Origin of the sequence: Stenotrophomonas sp. 59, assembly GCF_030291095.1 — a bacterium.
GTDB classification, from domain to species: Bacteria; Pseudomonadota; Gammaproteobacteria; order Xanthomonadales; family Xanthomonadaceae; genus Stenotrophomonas; species Stenotrophomonas maltophilia_Q.
Genome location: NZ_CP127408.1, coordinates 4586206 through 4602113, shown reverse-complemented (window position 1 = coordinate 4602113; position 15908 = coordinate 4586206). Strand labels below are relative to the sequence as shown.

Sequence of the window (15908 nt, the reverse complement as noted above, 5' to 3'; positions counted from 1 at the left end):
CAGCAATAATCGTCCGGTGGCCGGGGCATGGACGCGACAAGGCGCCCAAACACAGGCCGGAAAGGGGGGAAATGGATGGCTCAGACTACCACCGAGCGCCCGCCTTCGGAATGCTTGTCCCATACTTATTCACAAAAACATCCACAGCTATTGCACAGCCCAGTGAATTCGCGTAGCTGCCAGGGGTTGACTTGGGCCGGGGTACCTCTCTAGAATTTCCGGTTCTTTCCGTCCCATTCATACGAGAGGCCCCCAATGGCCACGAAGCGCACCTACCAGCCCAGCAACCTCAAGCGTAAGCGCGACCACGGCTTCCGTGCCCGTATGAAGACCGCTGACGGCCGCAAGATCCTGTCGCGTCGCCGCGCCAAGGGCCGCAAAGTCCTGAGCGCCTGATTGCCATGCCGCACCTCGCGGCAGACGCAATCCCTTCGACAGTGAATACTGCAGACCCGCGCAAGCGATTCCCTCGCTCTGCGCGGGTTCGCACGCGTGCCGAATATTCAACGGTCTTCAACGGCGCCCGCCGTGTGTCCGATCCGCTGATGACCCTGCACTGGCTGCCGGCTGACCGGCCGGCCAGGCTGGGTCTGGCGGTTTCCCGCAAGGTTGATCCGAACGCCGTCGGGCGTAACCGGATCAAGCGCGTCCTGCGCGACATCCTGCGTCAGACACGTACCGAAATCCAGCCAGGCGACTTTGTCGTCGTGGCTCGTAGTGCTGCGCGTTCCGCCAGCAACGACGAGATCCGCCAGGCCTTCCTGCGCCTGCTGCGTCGCCTGCGTGCATTGCCCACGCCGGGCGTGGACGGCACAATGCCGCCGCCTGATGGCATCGCAACTCCTTCTTTGACCGAGCCGGCATCGCGTCCCGGCCCCGCCGAGCCTGTCCGCTGATGAACCAGACCCGCGTATTCCTCATTTTTGCCTGGCTGATGGTGGCCGTGCTGCTGTGGATGGAATGGAGCCGTGAAAAGGCTGCTCCGACCCCGGCACCGACGACCACGTCGGCCCCGGCTGCTGCACAGAGTGTTCCGGGCGCGACCCCGGGCAGCATCCCCAGCGCGCAGGTCCCGGGTGCCCCGGGCCAGGCCGCTGTGCAGCCCCAGGCCAGCGCCACCCCCGCCAGCCAGCGCGTGACCGTCACCACCGACGTGCTGCGCCTGGTACTGGACGGCGGCCGCGTGCTCGATGCCGAGCTGCTGCAGTTCCCGCAGACCAAGGACGAAGGCAGCCCGCCGGTCCGCCTGCTGACCGAAGACCCCGCGCATCCGTACAGCGCGATCAGTGGCTGGGCCAGCGAAGACAAGAACACCCCGGTGCCGGGCGCCGACGGCTTCAAGCTGGTCGGTGACACCCGGGACTTCGTGCTGGCCAAGGGCCAGAACGAGCTGCAGATCCCGTTCGTGTGGACCGCCGACAACGGCGTGACCATCAAGCGCACCCTGACCGTCTCGCGCAACGAGTACGCCGTGCGCTTCAAGGACGAAGTCAGCAATGCCGGCGCCGCGCCGTGGAACGGCTACGTCTACCGCACCCTGGACCGCACCCCGACCATCCTGTCGCGGAGCATGACCAACCCGGATTCGTTCAGCTTCAACGGCGCCACCTGGTACGACAACGACAAGAAGTACCAGCGTCGTGCGTTCAAGGACTACCTGGAAGACGGCACGCTGAACCAGAACATCACCGGCGGCTGGCTGGCGATGCTGCAGCACCACTTCTTCACCGCCTGGATCCCGCAGAAGGACCAGACCGCGCACTACGTGCTGTCGCAGGTGGCCGGTCGTGACCTGATCGAGGCGCGTGGCCCGGCCTTCACCGTGGCCCCGGGCCAGTCGACCAGCACCGAAGCCCGCCTGTGGGTCGGCCCGAAGCTGGTCAACCTGATCGCCAAGGAAGACGTGCCGGGCCTGGACCGCGTGGTCGACTACAGCCGCTTCTCGATGATGGCGGTGATCGGCCAGGGCCTGTTCTGGGTGCTGAACCAGGTGCACAAGCTGGTCGGCAACTGGGGCTGGGCGATTGTCGGCCTGGTGGTGCTGCTGAAGCTGGTGCTGTACCCGCTGTCGGCCGTGCAGTACAAGAGCGGCGCCAAGATGCGTCGCTTCCAGCCGCGCATCGCGCAGCTGAAGGAACGCTATGGCGATGACCGCCAGAAGTTCCAGACCGCGATGATGGAGCTGTACAAGAAGGAAAAGATCAATCCGATGGGCGGCTGCCTGCCGATCCTCATCCAGATGCCGATCTTCTTCGCCCTGTACTGGGTGCTGGTCGAGTCGGTCGAACTGCGCCAGGCGCCGTGGCTGGGCTGGATCCAGGACCTGACCGCACGCGACCCGTACTTCATCCTGCCGGTGATCAACGTGGCGGTGATGTGGTTCACCCAGAAGCTGACCCCGGCACCGGGCATGGACCCGATGCAGCAGAAGATGATGCAGTTCATGCCGCTGGTGTTCGGCGTCATGATGGCCTTCATGCCGTCCGGCCTGGTCCTGTACTGGGTGGTCAACGGCGGCCTGGGCCTGCTGCAGCAGTGGTGGATGACCAAGCGCCATGGCGGCGACCCGGTCCCGGCCACCACCGCCCCGGCCCCGGTCAAGAAGAAGTAACGCCGACCTGTAGAGTCGACTGTTAGTCGACTGGCGTTGGGGATGGAGCAGTCGACTAACAGTCGACTCTACCGCCCCGATCGACGCGAAAGCCCGCCGCAAGGCGGGCTTTTCGCATGCGGCGTTAGAATTCCCCGCATACCGTTCCTCCCACTTCCGAGTCCGCCATGCTGCGTGCGTCGTCGTTCCGCCTGTTCCTGCCTTCGCTGCTGCTCACCCTGGTCGTTGCCGGCTGTGGTGACAAGGACGCGAAGGCACCGGCGGCCACCGTCACCCAGCCCAGCGCGCAGGCGGCTGCTGCTGCCGATCCGGCCGCCGCACCGTTGCTGGCTGCGCTGCAGAAGCAGCTCGACGGGTACCGCCGGATCATCGTGCTGCTGGCCGACGAGGAACAGCAGTCGGCCGCCGACCGGGGTACCTCCACGCGTGTGGGCCAGCAGCTGTTCCACGATGGGCTGGAACAGCGCACGGCGATCGCCGCACAGTTCGATACGCTGCTGCGTGGTTCCAGCCCCCAGCGCTTCGCCACCCTCGGCACCGTGCTGGACTACATCGAATCGGCGCCGGAACTGTTCGACGCCGACCGCCTGGCTTTCCGCGAAGTGCTGCGCGATCTGCATGAGCGCGTCGGCACCGACTCTTCGCTGCCGGCAGTGAAGCTGCACCAGCGCATCGGCGAGGATCTGGAAGCGCTCGATGAGATCGAACGCAACTACAACCAGGAACTGACCCGCATCTTCAGCCGCTTCGAGCGCACCCGTGCCATCGAGCTCAAGCGCGAGAAGTGGGAGGACTACATCGCCCACCTGCACAAGGACTACAGCCGCGAGGCGATCCTGCGCGACTACGGCGTGATCGAGCCGTACCCGATGTCGATGAAGGACAGCGACCGCGAGATCTTCGGCCGCGACCTGCCGGCCAAGACCGTGGTGCTGACCTTCGACGATGGCCCGCACAAGGCCTATACCGATGAAGTGGTGGCCATCCTCAAGCGCTACGACGTGCCGGGCGTGTTCTTCGAAGTGGGCCGGAACCTGGGCAAGGTGGAAGCCGATGGCAAGGTCAGCCTTGGCCCGATGGCGAAGATCAGTCGCAATCTGATGGAGGAGGGCTATGCGGTGGGCAACCACAGCCTGACCCACGCCCAGCTCTCGCGCACCACCGGTGATGCGCTGCGCCAGCAGGTGCTGGACACCGACACGCTGCTGAAGGATGTCGACAGCAAGCGTGCACCGCTGTTCCGCTTCCCTTATGGCGCGCGCAACGCCGAAGGCCTGCAGCTGCTCAACGAGGCCGGGCTGAAATCGATCATGTGGAACATCGACTCGATGGACTGGGCCGATCCGGTGCCGGAGTCGATCGTGCAGCGCGTGCTCGACCAGGTGAACAAGGAACAGCGCGGCATCATCCTGTTCCACGACATCCACGATCGTGCGGTGAAGGCGCTGCCGCAGATCCTCGACCGCCTGATTGCCGATGGCTACCAGTTCGCAGGCTGGAACGGCCGCGACTTCACCGTTGCCCGCGCGCGCAAGGGCGACACCGGTGCCGCCACCGTCACCACCGGCTACGAGAAGTCGTGGGCGATCGTGGTCGGCATCGACAACTACGCCAAGTGGCCGAAGCTGGAGTACGCCAGCCATGACGCGCAGGCAGTGGCCGACACATTGACCGGGCAGTTCGGCTTCCCGTCCTCGCAGGTGATCGTGCTGAAGAACGAGCAGGCCACCCGCAACAACATCCTGGCCGCCTTCCACGACCGCCTGGCCGATGACCGCACCGGAAAGAACGACCGCGTGTTCGTGTTCTTCGCCGGCCATGGTGCCACCCGCCAGCTCGCCTCCGGACGCGACCTCGGCTACATCATTCCAGTGGATTCGGACCCGAAGGAATTCGCCACCGACGCCATCGCGATGACCGACATCCAGAACATCGCCGAGAGCATGCAGGCCAAGCATGTGATGTTCGTGATGGATGCCTGCTACAGCGGCCTGGGCCTGACCCGTGGCGGCCCGTCGTCGTCGTCGTTCCTGCGCGAGAACGCCCGCCGCAGCGCGCGCCAGATGCTGACCGCCGGCGGCGCCGACCAGCAGGTGGCCGACGCCGGCCCCAATGGCCATTCGGTGTTTACGTGGGTACTGCTGCAGGCGCTGGCCGGCAAGGGCGACCTCAACGGCGATGGCCTGATCACGGGTACCGAACTGGCCGCCTACGTGGCGCCGGCCGTATCGGCGGTCTCGCACCAGACCCCGGCGTTCGGCAGCCTGCCGGGTTCCCAGGGCGGCGAGTTCGTGTTCCAGGTGCCGGACAGCCAGGAGTTCCTCAACGCCGATACGCGCCAGCTGACCGCCGATGCGATCGCACTGAACAACAAGGTCGAGGCTGCCAGCGAAGCCAAGGGCAGCCAGGCACCGGTGACCGTGGCCGACCTGCAGGGCGGCAAGGCCAAGCTGGTGGTGCCTACCGCCGGCCCGGCGTCGGATCGCCAGCGCGCGCAGCAGGCCAATGACCGTGGCCTGCAGCTGTACCGCGAGAAGCAGTACGACGAGGCGGTGGCGCAGTTCACCGAGGCGCTGAAGCTGCGTCCGGACTTCGCCCAGGCTGCCAACAACCTCGGCTTCGTCTATTACCGCCAGCAGCGCTACGCCGAAGCCGCACGCTGGCTGGAGAACACGCTGAAGATCGACCCCTCGCGTGCCGTGGCCTATCTCAACCTGGGCGACGCCTACTTCAACGCGGGCGACAAGACCAAGGCGAAGCAGGCCTACACCACCTACCTGGCGCTGCAGCCGCAGGGCAGCGGTGCCGCGCAGGCACGCACGCAGCTGGAGAAGCTCTGAGCGATGGACGATACCTTTCGCACTGACACCATCGTCGCCATTGCCAGCGCACCGGGCGCTGGCGGTGTCGGCCTGCTGCGCCTGTCTGGCCCGCGCGCGGCGGCCATCGCCAACGCGCTGGGTGCGCCCACGCTGCGCCCGCGCCATGCGCACTACGCACGCCTGCGCGATGCCAACGATGAGGTGATCGACGATGGCATCGTGCTGTGGTTCCCGGCGCCGAACAGCTTCACCGGCGAGGAAGTGGTGGAACTGCAGGGCCATGGCAGCCCGGTGCTGCTGCAGCAACTGGTCGCGCGCTGCATCGCGCTGGGCGCCCGCCAGGCACGGCCGGGCGAGTTCAGCGAACGCGCGTTCCTCAACGGCAAGCTCGACCTGGCCCAGGCCGAAGCGATTGCCGACTTGATCGCCGCCGGCGACAACCGCGCCGCACGCGCCGCGCGCCGTTCGCTGGATGGCGTGTTCTCGCGGCGCATCGACGCTGTGGTCGAGCAGCTGGTGCTGCTGCGCATCCATGTGGAAGCGGCCATCGACTTTGCCGACGAACCGCTGGATACGCTCGGTGGTGCACAGGTGCGCCGCGGGCTGGAACATGCGCGCAGCGATCTGGCCCTGCTGCGCCGCGATGCCGAGCGTGGCCGTCGCCTGCGCGATGGCCTGCATGCGGTGCTGATCGGCCCACCCAATGCAGGCAAGAGCTCACTGCTGAACGCATTGGCAGGCAGCGAACGCGCCATCGTCACCGACATCGCCGGCACCACCCGCGACACCCTGCGCGAAACCATCCGCCTGGATGGCCTGGAACTGACCCTGGTCGACACCGCCGGACTGCGCGACGGCGGCGACGCCATCGAACGCGAAGGCATGCGCCGCGCCCACGTGGAGATCGAGCGCACCGACCTGGCGCTGATCGTGCTGGATGCGCGCGATCCTGCAGCCGGTGAAGCCTCGCTGGGCGATGCCGTGGCGGCGGTGCCGCACAAGGTCTACATCCACAACAAGTCGGACCTGCTGGCGGCGTTGCCCGCGCTGGACGACCCGGACCGCGTATTCGTCTCGGCCGCGACCGGCGCCGGCCTGGAGGACCTGCATGCGCGCCTGCGCTCGATTGCCTCGGCCGGGGCAGGCGAGCAGGTGGACGGCGAGTTCTCCGCACGCACCCGCCACGTGGATGCGATCGAACGCGCACAGGAACACGCGCAGCGCGCCGATGGCGAGCTGGCGCACGAACACCTGGAACTGGCCGCCGAAGAACTGCGGCTGGCGCATGACGCGTTGGGTGAGATCACCGGCCAGATGAGTGCTGATGACCTGCTGGGGAGGATCTTCTCCAGCTTCTGCATCGGGAAGTAACACGGGGTCAGATCCCCAAAGGGGCTCTGACCCTGCACGGTTCCGCCATGGGGTCGGAGCCCCTTCGGGGATCCGACCCCGCGCTTCCCCCACCTGTCACATTGCCGCCGCATACTGACGCCCATCACATACCGCTTGGGGAAGTCGCAGTGAAGTCGTGGGGTTGTGCGTTGCTGTTGTCGCTGGCCGTGGCACCATCGGTGGCCATGAGTGCTGAATCCTCCACCCCGGCCGCGCACAAGGTGTCCGTCTACGGCCACCGCGGCGCAAGCGCGCTGTTGCCGGAGCACACCCTGGCGGCCTACGCCCAGGCCATCGCCGATGGCGCCGACTACATCGAGCCGGACCTGGTGATGACCAGGGACGGGGTGATGGTGGCCCGCCACGAGAACGAGATAAGCGGCACCACCGACGTGGCCTCGCATCCGGAGTTCGCCAGCCGCCGCACCAGCAAGGTCATCGACGGGCAGAAGGTTGACGGCTGGTTCACCGAAGACTTCACCCTGGCCGAGCTGAAGACCCTGTACGCGCGGGAGCGCCTGCCGGAACTGCGCAGCACCGCCTATGACGGCCAGTTCCGCATCGCCAGCCTGGACGAGATCCTCGCATTCCTGGTGCAGCAGGCCGGGCGCGCCAACCGCGGCATCGGCCTGGTGCCGGAGATCAAGCACCCGACCTACTTCCAGTCGATCGGCCTGCCGATGGAAGACAAGCTGCTGGCCGCGCTGCGTGGCAACGCCTATACCAACGTCGGCCCGGTCACCATCCAGTCGTTCGAGACCGCCAACCTGCGTTACCTGCGCGGCAGGATCCCGCGTGGCAGCAACATCCGCCTGCTGCAGCTGCTGTGGAAGGGCGATACCCAGCCGGCCGACATCGCCAAGGCTGGTGGAAAGCTGACCTACGCCCAGATGATGACCCCGGCCGGGCTGAAGGACATCGCCGGCTACGCCGACAGCATCGGTCCGGAGCTGCGCTCGATCATTCCGCTGGACGCCAAGGGCGCACTGGGCACGCCGACCTCGCTGGTGCGCGATGCGCACGCAGTGGGGCTGATGGTGATTCCGTATACGTTCCGCCCGGAGAACCATTTCCAGGCCAGCAACCTGCGCAAGGGTGCTGACAACGCGCGCAATGCCGAGGGATCGATCGCCGAAATGCGTGCCTACCTGGCCACCGGCATCGATGCGTTCTTCACCGATGACCCGGCGCTGGGCCGGCAGGCGGTGGATGGAATGGGCGCGGCGGGCAACGCGGCGGACTGACCGGCCAATGCCGCCGGGCATGGCCCGGCGCTACCAGAGGTAACGGCGTGCTCTGGTAGGTGCCAACCTTGGTTGGCACACGATGGTAGAGGTCATGAAGGCTGAGCGATCGTGCCGACCAAGGTCGGCACCCACCCATTGCAGCTCCTTCAACCGCGCGGGTCGTCCGGGCGGCGGAACGGGATCACCACGTAGTCCTGGCCTTCGCGCGGCTGCCACAGCACCGGCACGCGCTGCGGTGACGGCGGCTCCAGCTCGTCGTCGGCCAGCGGCTCGACCTCGTCCTCTTCGTCTTCCCAGCTGTAGCGCTGGCGCGGCGGCAGCGGGTCGGCGTTGCGGAACAGCAGCGCGGCGATGATGCCGGCGAAGGCGCCGCCCATGTGCGACTGCCAGGACACGCCGTCGGCGTGCGGCAGGATGGTCATCAGCATGCCGCCATAGAACAGCATGCCGATCAGGCCGGTGGCGATTGCCGCGCGGTCGCGGCGCAGCAGGCCCAGGCTGGCCAGCAGGAACATCAGGCCATGGGTCACGCCACTGGCGCCCAGGTGCACGCTGCCGGGGTTGCCCAGCATCCACGCACCGAGGCCCGAGCCCAGCCATAGCAGGGGCAGCGCGCGTACGGTGGCTTTCGGATACACGCTGCCGGCCAGGGTGCCCAGGATCAGGATGGCGATGCTGTTGGCGGCGATGTGCTCGACCGAGGCATGCAGCATCGGGCCACCGATGAGGCCGAGCAGGCCCTTCGCTTCCAGTGGCGCCACGGCCCAGGGCCGCCAGTCGAAGGTGCCCTGCAGGGCGAACACGGCCACCAGCACCAGCACGGCGGCCAGGCTGGCATTGAACGCCCGCAGGATGCGCGAGCGGTCATTGCGGGGGGCCGGCACGTCGCCGGCGGGCAGGGGCGCGTTGTTGTCCATACCTCAGCAATGGCGGTGACTGGCGCGAAACCAAGGCCACCGCTGCGGGAGAGTGGAAACGGCCGGCGGGACAATCCCGCCGGCCGCGCCGTTCAACGGGTCAGGCTCAGGCCTGGCCTTCGCCTTCCTTCGGCGGGTACTTCAGGCTCAGCACCACCGTGGCGGCGATGATCACCGCGACCACGCCCAGCGACACCGGGGTCGGGATCTTGAACAGGTCGATGATCATCATCTTGATGCCGATGAAGCCCAGCACCAGCGCCAGCCCGTACGGCAGCAGGTGGAAGCGGTCGGCCATGCCGGCCAGCAGGAAGAACATCGCGCGCAGGCCCAGCACCGCGAACACGTTGGAGGTGAGCACGATGAACGGGTCGGTGGTGATCGCGAAGATCGCCGGGATGCTGTCCACCGCGAAGATCACGTCGGTGACCGCGATCAGGATCAGCACCGCGAACAGCGGGGTGAACCAGCGCACGCCATCGCGCTTCACGCTCAGCGCGTTGCCGGCGTAGTCCGGCAGCAGGCGCAGGTGCTTGCGCATCCATCGCAGCGCCGGATTGGTCTCCAGGTCCGGCTCCTGGCCGGCGGCGAACCACATCTTCCAGCCGGTGAAGAGCAGGAAGGCGCCGAATACGTAGAGCAGCCAATGGAACTGGCTGATCAGCACGCTGCCAGCGAAGATCATGATCGTACGCAGCACGATCGCACCCAGGATGCCGATGATCAGCACCTTCTGGCGCTGCTCCTCCGGCACCGCGAAGTAGCTCATGATCATCAGGAACACAAAGATGTTGTCGACTGCCAGCGCCTTCTCGACCAGGTAACCGGTCAGGAATTCGAGGCCGACCTTGTTGGCCACCACCTGGCCGGCGGTCTCATTCAGGTAGTACCAGAGGCCGGCATTGAACAGCAGGGCCAGCGCGACCCAGCCGATGGACCACCACAGGGCCTCCTTGAAGGTGACCTTGTGCGGTCCACCATGGCGCATCAACACGAGGTCGACCAGCAGGGCGATGACCACCACCGCTGCGAAGCCGCCCCACAACCACACGTTACCGATCGTCTGCATTGGGAATGTCCGTTGGAAAGATGAATGCCAGGCCGGACGGCGAGGATCTGCAACGGAGGATCGGGAGGGGGATCCAGGGACAGAGCTTCGCCAGTACGGCGAAGGTCTCGCTCGCAGTTCCAGTCGGCTGGAACTGCCGTTGCACCGGAGCCTGCGGGCTCGAAATGACGGCGACAACGTCTGGGAGCTACTCCCCTTCTGGCGCCGATTCTGCCGTCTGGCCGGGCCGCCGTCAAATGCCGCGCGGCACGGGTCGGATCCCCCAAAGGGGCTCCGACCCGTGCCGCGCTCCCGCTCTGGTAGATGCCAACCTTGGTTGGCACGCCTCGCCCGGGCCGTTCAGCAACGCCCGTCGAGCCAGCTCGACTCTACGAAAGCGCCCCCCGGCTACAATAGGTGGATGAATACCCCCCTTCCGATTGTCCGCCTCAAGAATGCGTGGCGTTCCAGCCACCCGTGGATCTTCCAGAAACTGGTCGAGAAGCCGACCGTCCGGCCCAAGCCCGGTTCCATCGTCGACGTGGTCGGCATCGATGGCGAGTTCATTGGCCGCGGGTTCTACAACGGGCACTCGCGCATCGCCGTGCGCATCCTCGAAACCGACCAGAACGTGCCGGTCGATGCCGGCTGGTTCTCGCGCAAGATCGCCCAGGCGGTGTCGCTGCGCCGTGAGGTGCTGAAGCTGGACGCGGTGTCCGACGCCTGGCGCGTGGTGCACAGCGAAGGCGACGGCCTGTCCGGCCTGGTGGTCGACCGTTACGGCGACCTGGTGGTGGTCGAGTTCTTCGCTGCTGGCATGTTCCGCCACCGCGAGTGGATCTACGACGCGCTGCGCGAGCAGTTCCCGGGTTGCCGCTTCCACAGCTTCGCCGACGAGCACGTGCAGAAGCAGGAAAGCTTCGACTTCCACGGCAACACCACCACCGAAGCGTCGGTGATCACCGAGTACGGCATCAAGTTCCGCGCCGACCCGGCCGGTGCGCACAAGACCGGCTTCTTCGCCGACCAGCGCGAGAACCGCGAGTGGCTGAGCCAGCAGGTGGAAGGCAAGAGCGTGCTGGACCTGTGCTGCAACACCGGCGGTTTCGCCGTGTACGCGGCTGCGCGTGGCGCTTCGGAAGTGGTCGGCATCGACATCGATGAAGACGTCATCCAGATCGCCAAGGGCAATTCGCGCCTGAACAACGTGCGCCCGAAGTTCGTCCAGTCCGACATCTTCCCGTGGCTGCGCGATGCCGCCAACCGCGGCGAGCAGTACGACGTGGTGATCCTGGACCCGGCGAAGATGACCCGCGACCGCGACCAGGTGATCACCGCGCTGAAGAAGTACCTGGACATGAACAAGCTGGCGCTGGGCGTGGTCAAGCCGGGTGGCCTGTTCGCCACGTTCTCGTGCACCGGCCTTGTGGCCGAGGACCAGTTCCTCGACATGCTGCGCCGTGCGGCCTATTTCTCCGGCCGCACCATCCAGATCCTGAAGGTGGCCGGCGCCGGTCCGGACCATCCGTTCATGGCCCATGTGCAGGAATCGCGTTACCTGAAGGCCGTGTTCTGCCGCGTGGTGGATTAACCGCGTGACCACCGATCTCTGTAGAGCCGAGCCCCCGCTCGGCTGATCGGCCTGGCAGCCGAGCATGGGCTCGGCTCTACACAACCAAGACCGCCCATGCGCAAAGCCGACCGCCTGTTCCAGCTGGTCAACCTGATCCGCGTGCGCCAGCCGGTAACCGCCGCCGCGCTGGCGGCGGAACTGGGCCTGTCGGTGCGCAGCATCTACCGCTACATCGATGACCTGTCCGTGGCCGGTATTCCGGTCTACGGCGAACCGGGCATCGGCTACCGGCTCGACCCGGGTTTCGAACTACCCCCGCTGAGCCTGGATGCGGCGGAAGCCGAAGCACTGCAGCTGGCGGTGGGAATGCTGGCCTGCAGTGGTGGTGGCCATCTGCAGCCTGCGGCGCGTTCGTTGCTGCACAAGCTGCAGGCGGCGATGCCTGCGCGCGCTGCGAGCCCGCGCATCGCCCGCGCGCTGCGTGCGGTGCCGGTGTCGCTGCCGTACTGGCAGCCCTTGCATGCCGCCATCGCCGCCGGCCGCAGCGTGCGCCTGCGCTACCGCACGCTGCACGGCGAGTTGAGCGATCGTACTGTGTACCCGCTCGGCCTGTTCCACTGGGGCCAGCACTGGACGCTGGGCAGCTGGTGCGCGCTGCGCCAGGACTACCGTGATTTCCGCCTGGACCAGATCGAAGCCCTGGCCGAAGCGGATGGCCTGGCCCTGCCTGCGCAGGTCGGCCTGCAAGCCTATCTGCGCCACCAGCAGCAGGCCTGGGCGCTTCGAGGCCACTGACACCCCGCTGGCAGCAGGGGATGCGCAGACTGCGCGCTCCTCCACCAACGGGCTTCACCATGCACCCTGCTTCTTCCGTCCTCGAACTGGCCGTGTTCACCGTCAAACCGCACGCGCGCGCCGACATGCCGATGCTGCGCGAGCAGTTGCGCCAGGCCATTGCCCAGTTCCCCGGCCTGATCGACTACCAGCCGTTCTCGCCGATGGACGGCGACGACCGTTTCGTCGACATCGCTCACTGGCAGGACCTGGCCAGCGCACAGGCCGTGGCACAGGCCTTCGCCGGTGGTGATGCACGCTTTGCACCATACATGTCTGCCATTGACGAGCTGCAGCTGATGCAGCATTTCCTGCCCGGTTGATCACCGGCGGGCGCGCATCTCAGGGCTGCGCGCCCGCCGGTGCCGGCGGCGCCTGCAACTGCTGCAGCAGGCCGTTGATCACCCGGGCCCGGCCGCGCACGTGGTAACCCAGTGTGGTCAGGCCGATGCCCAGTACCACGAGCAGCAGCAGCGACCAGGCCGCCACGGTCCCGAAGAGATCCAGCAACGCCATCTGCAGCCGATGTGCATGCAGCCAACGCTGGCTGCGTTCCGAGTGGGGAACCCCGGCCTTGGTTTCAAAGCGCGCGCGCATCGCCGTGGGAATCGCGATGCCGATATCCTCTCCGCGGGCAATCGCCTGGCCGATGCTGTTCAACGGCCGCGAGGGCCTGCCCAAGGCAAGCTGCGCCTCCAGATAGCCCTGCCATTGCGGGCTGAATCCGGAGAACCGGGGATCCTCCACGAGTGCCCGGAGTTTGTCGATCTGCAGGGGCACACCCTCGCCCAGCGCTGCCTCCGAGCGGCTGAAGTCGGGGCTGGTGATGCCACTGGCGCCCAGCATGCCCACCAGGACCAAGCCGCCGATCAGGAAGGAGAAGGTGAACTGGCGGACACCCCGGTTGAGCAGCACATTGCGCAGCCCGAAGCCCATCCAGGTCAGGAATCCACCCACGATGATCAGGTAGGCCACCAGCGTGAGGGCCAGCGACGAGGGATCATTGCCGTAGCCGCTCGGCACGTGTGCCGATGGTGGCCGACCGGTCAACCCTTCCAGGCAGATCATCGCCAGCAGCCCGACCGCCGGCAGCACCGCGAAGCAGGCCAGGCCCACGGTGCGCGCGAACGAACCGCGCCGATACAGCGCGCGCAGGCCGGAAACCGCTTCGACCCGCCGCTGCAGCTCTGCTGGCACCTTCAGTGGATCGGGCCGGGACGTGATCATGCGGGTTCTCCGGAAGTACGAAGCAGCTGCTGCAGGGCCTGTTTCAGCTGGTCCTGGGCCTGTGCCGCACGCGCGACCATCTGCGGGCTGGCGTTGTCGCTGTTCTGCAGCGACTGGATGGTCTGGCGCCAGATCGGCACAAGGATCTGCACGGTCTCGCAGTAGCGGTCGAGCAGTTCAATGGCGTGGTTGCGTGCCAGCTGCACCTGGATGCGGCTCATCGAGTGGCTGGCCAGCAGCGCGGTCAGGTTGGCCACGCGCCGCTGCAGGCGTTCCACGGGGCGGTCCAGCACCAGCGGATCGTCCACGGCGCCATTGTCTGCTGGCAGTTCCTGCAGGAACTGCACCCCCGCATCGATGTAGATCTGCAGGCGTGCACCCTGTGCATCATGCGCGTCGAGTTGCGCATTCAAGCGGTCGACGCTGCTGCGCACCGCTGCCGCCTGGTGCTCGATCTCGGACAGCACGTCGCCGTTGCCGCCCAGCGCGATGCGCCGGCGAAGCCGCCGCTCGATATCGGCACCGGTGAACCGATCCCACCAGCTGGCACGTTCCAGCAGTGCATTGGGGTCGTGTTCGGAGAGGCGGCTGACCAGCTCAGCCAGTGCCTTGGCCAGCGCGTTGGCGCTGCCATCCTGCCAGGCAGGCTCCGCACTGGCGCTGGCCAGTTCGGCCGGGCCATAGCGGCCGATGTCGATGCGCCCGGCGAACAGGACCGGCAGCACATCGCGCTTGAGCTGTTCGACGCTGAGCGGCGCACTCTCAGGCGCAGGGTTCGTGGTAGGAAGGGGGGGCGGGGCGGAATGGGACATCGGAATTCCGTTTCAGGGGCGACGCAACCGGTGGGCTGCCGTCATCGATAGCGGCTGCCGCCGAGTGTAATGGAGTGCGCGGGGTCCCCCGGCACTACCGGTGGTTGCCGACACAGCGCTATGGTCGGGTTCTTCTCCTTGCCGGTGAGAGTCCATGCCATCGCTGCGTCGCCTGTCTTTGTTGCTTACCCTGGCGCTGTGCGCCCCGTTGTCCGCCCATGCCATCGAGTTCAGCGCGCAGGAGCTGGCCCGCGCCAAGGCACTGCAGCAGCGGCTGATCACCCTCGACAGCCATCTGGATACGCCGGCCAATTTCTGCCGCACTGGCTTCGACATCGAACAGCGCCACGACCGCAACGCGCTGTCGCAGGTGGACTATCCGCGCATGGTCGAGGGTGCGCTGGACGGTGGCTTCTGGGCGATCTATACCGACCAGGGTGATCGCAGCGCCACTGCGCATCTTGCCGAACGCGACCACGGCCTGCAGCGCCTGATGGAAATCCGCGAAATGCTGGCCGCCAATCCCGAGCGCTTCGCACTGGCGCTGACCGCCGATGATGCCGCGCGCATCAAGGCCGCCGGCAAGCGCGTGGTCTACATCAGCATGGAAAATGCCAGCCCGCTGGTGGCTGACCCGAGCCTGCTGTCGTTCTACCACCGCGCCGGCCTGCGCCTGCTCAGCACCGTGCATTTCGCCAACAACGAGTTCGCCGATTCGGCCACCGACCCCAAGGGCGCGGAATGGAAAGGCCTGAGCCCGGCCGGCAAGGACCTGGTGCGGCAGGCGGTGAAGCTGGGCATCGTGATCGACCAGTCGCATGCGTCGGACGCGGTGTTCGATGACCTGCTGGCGATGATGCCGGTGCCGTTCGTGCTCTCGCACAGCTCGGCCAAGGCGATCTACGACCACCCGCGCAACCTCGACGATGCGCGCCTGCGCAAGCTGGCCAAGGCCGGTGGCGTGATCCAGGTGAATGCCTATGGCGGCTACCTGATCGACACCGCGAAGACGCCCGAGCGCAAGCAGGCCGAGGAAGCGCTGAGCAAGCAGCTGGGCGGCTGGGAAGGGATGGGCATCGAGCAGGGCGTCGCGCTGCTGAAGGCCGAGCAGGCGCTGGACCACGAGCATCCGGTGCGCCATGCCAGCCTGGACGACTTCTTCGCCCACTTCGAGCACATCCTCAAGGTGGTCGGCCCGGAACATGTGGGCATCGGCCTGGACTGGGATGGCGGCGGTGGCCTGAGCGACCTGCCCGATGTCAGCCAGCTGCCGAAGATCACCGCCTGGCTGCTGCGCAAGGGTTACACCGAGCAGCAGATCGCCGGCATCTGGGGCGGCAACCTGCTGCGGGTGATGCGCCAGGCGCAGGATTACGCCGCTGCTCCGTAGAGTCGAGCGGCGCTCGACTGCGCCTTTGTAGAGTC

The 15908-nt window shown here is 66.8% G+C and carries 14 protein-coding genes; 10 read left to right on the top strand and 4 right to left on the bottom strand.

Annotated features, from left to right (window positions below):
* Window positions 1–255: 255 nt before the first annotated feature.
* The 6 genes from rpmH to QP552_RS20930 all read left to right on the top strand — a co-directional run bounded on the left by rpmH (window position 256) and on the right by QP552_RS20930 (window position 8069).
* Window positions 256–396, top strand: a complete 141-nt coding sequence (gene rpmH, locus QP552_RS20955) for a 50S ribosomal protein L34 (RefSeq protein WP_005411729.1) — start codon at window positions 256–258, stop codon at window positions 394–396.
* 5 nt (window positions 397–401) lie between these two features.
* Window positions 402–896 (top strand): ribonuclease P protein component, encoded by a 495-nt coding sequence (gene rnpA / locus QP552_RS20950; protein ID WP_006479316.1) that lies wholly within the window; start codon window positions 402–404, stop codon window positions 894–896.
* Entirely contained in the window at window positions 896–2611 is a 1716-nt protein-coding gene (yidC, locus tag QP552_RS20945) for a membrane protein insertase YidC (RefSeq protein WP_111113440.1), read from the top strand. The genes rnpA and yidC overlap by 1 nt, the downstream gene beginning before the upstream one ends.
* A 167-nt stretch (window positions 2612–2778) precedes the next feature.
* Entirely contained in the window at window positions 2779–5451 is a 2673-nt protein-coding gene (locus QP552_RS20940; RefSeq protein ID WP_286074610.1) for a polysaccharide deacetylase family protein, read from the top strand.
* Between the two features lie 3 nt (window positions 5452–5454).
* Window positions 5455–6804 (top strand): tRNA uridine-5-carboxymethylaminomethyl(34) synthesis GTPase MnmE, encoded by a 1350-nt coding sequence (mnmE, locus tag QP552_RS20935; RefSeq protein WP_286074609.1) that lies wholly within the window; start codon window positions 5455–5457, stop codon window positions 6802–6804.
* 149 nt (window positions 6805–6953) lie between these two features.
* Window positions 6954–8069: a glycerophosphodiester phosphodiesterase gene (locus QP552_RS20930; protein WP_286074608.1), complete on the top strand. Its 1116-nt coding sequence runs from the start codon at window positions 6954–6956 to the stop codon at window positions 8067–8069.
* Window positions 8070–8218: 149 nt separating this feature from the next.
* On the opposite strand, the gene QP552_RS20925 is transcribed toward QP552_RS20930, so the two are convergent.
* Both QP552_RS20925 and QP552_RS20920 read right to left on the bottom strand, forming a co-directional pair.
* Window positions 8219–8989, bottom strand: coding sequence for a rhomboid family intramembrane serine protease (locus QP552_RS20925; protein ID WP_106549145.1), 771 nt, complete (start codon window positions 8987–8989; stop codon window positions 8219–8221).
* A 106-nt stretch (window positions 8990–9095) separates the two neighbouring features.
* The gene (locus QP552_RS20920; protein WP_010487446.1) at window positions 9096–10058 is read right to left on the bottom strand and encodes a TerC family protein; all 963 of its coding nucleotides are present in this window, start codon (window positions 10056–10058) and stop codon (window positions 9096–9098) included.
* Between the two features lie 400 nt (window positions 10059–10458).
* Here QP552_RS20920 and QP552_RS20915 point away from each other — a divergent pair, with 400 nt between their 5' ends.
* From QP552_RS20915 to QP552_RS20905, 3 genes are all read left to right on the top strand, one after another.
* Window positions 10459–11628, top strand: coding sequence for a class I SAM-dependent rRNA methyltransferase (locus QP552_RS20915; RefSeq protein ID WP_010487449.1), 1170 nt, complete (start codon window positions 10459–10461; stop codon window positions 11626–11628).
* Between the two features lie 96 nt (window positions 11629–11724).
* The gene (locus QP552_RS20910; RefSeq protein WP_286074607.1) at window positions 11725–12405 is read left to right on the top strand and encodes a WYL domain-containing protein; all 681 of its coding nucleotides are present in this window, start codon (window positions 11725–11727) and stop codon (window positions 12403–12405) included.
* Window positions 12406–12497: 92 nt separating this feature from the next.
* Window positions 12498–12767, top strand: a complete 270-nt coding sequence (locus QP552_RS20905; protein ID WP_286074606.1) for an antibiotic biosynthesis monooxygenase — start codon at window positions 12498–12500, stop codon at window positions 12765–12767.
* Window positions 12768–12786: 19 nt separating this feature from the next.
* Here the strand turns inward: QP552_RS20905 and QP552_RS20900 are convergent, their stop codons facing one another.
* Together QP552_RS20900 and QP552_RS20895 are read right to left on the bottom strand one after the other, a co-directional pair.
* Window positions 12787–13671 (bottom strand): hypothetical protein, encoded by an 885-nt coding sequence (locus QP552_RS20900; protein WP_286074605.1) that lies wholly within the window; start codon window positions 13669–13671, stop codon window positions 12787–12789.
* Complete coding sequence (locus tag QP552_RS20895; protein ID WP_111113446.1) at window positions 13668–14483, bottom strand: protein klaA; 816 nt, start codon at window positions 14481–14483, stop codon at window positions 13668–13670. Before QP552_RS20895 ends, QP552_RS20900 begins: the two co-directional genes overlap by 4 nt.
* 154 nt (window positions 14484–14637) lie before the next feature.
* Here QP552_RS20895 and QP552_RS20890 point away from each other — a divergent pair, with 154 nt between their 5' ends.
* Complete coding sequence (locus QP552_RS20890) at window positions 14638–15873, top strand: dipeptidase (RefSeq protein WP_286074604.1); 1236 nt, start codon at window positions 14638–14640, stop codon at window positions 15871–15873.
* The last annotated feature ends 35 nt before the right edge of the window (window positions 15874–15908 follow it).

Coding starts and splice junctions, on each gene's coding strand:
- rpmH (WP_005411729.1), top strand. CDS start 256: ATGGCCACGAAGCGCACCTACCAGCCCAGCAACCTCAAGCGTAAGCGC.
- QP552_RS20900 (WP_286074605.1), bottom strand. CDS start 13,671: ATGATCACGTCCCGGCCCGATCCACTGAAGGTGCCAGCAGAGCTGCAG.
- yidC (WP_111113440.1), top strand. CDS start 896: ATGAACCAGACCCGCGTATTCCTCATTTTTGCCTGGCTGATGGTGGCC.
- QP552_RS20925 (WP_106549145.1), bottom strand. CDS start 8,989: ATGGACAACAACGCGCCCCTGCCCGCCGGCGACGTGCCGGCCCCCCGC.
- QP552_RS20910 (WP_286074607.1), top strand. CDS start 11,725: ATGCGCAAAGCCGACCGCCTGTTCCAGCTGGTCAACCTGATCCGCGTG.
- QP552_RS20920 (WP_010487446.1), bottom strand. CDS start 10,058: ATGCAGACGATCGGTAACGTGTGGTTGTGGGGCGGCTTCGCAGCGGTG.
- QP552_RS20915 (WP_010487449.1), top strand. CDS start 10,459: ATGAATACCCCCCTTCCGATTGTCCGCCTCAAGAATGCGTGGCGTTCC.
- mnmE (WP_286074609.1), top strand. CDS start 5,455: ATGGACGATACCTTTCGCACTGACACCATCGTCGCCATTGCCAGCGCA.
- QP552_RS20940 (WP_286074610.1), top strand. CDS start 2,779: ATGCTGCGTGCGTCGTCGTTCCGCCTGTTCCTGCCTTCGCTGCTGCTC.
- rnpA (WP_006479316.1), top strand. CDS start 402: ATGCCGCACCTCGCGGCAGACGCAATCCCTTCGACAGTGAATACTGCA.
- QP552_RS20895 (WP_111113446.1), bottom strand. CDS start 14,483: ATGTCCCATTCCGCCCCGCCCCCCCTTCCTACCACGAACCCTGCGCCT.
- QP552_RS20890 (WP_286074604.1), top strand. CDS start 14,638: ATGCCATCGCTGCGTCGCCTGTCTTTGTTGCTTACCCTGGCGCTGTGC.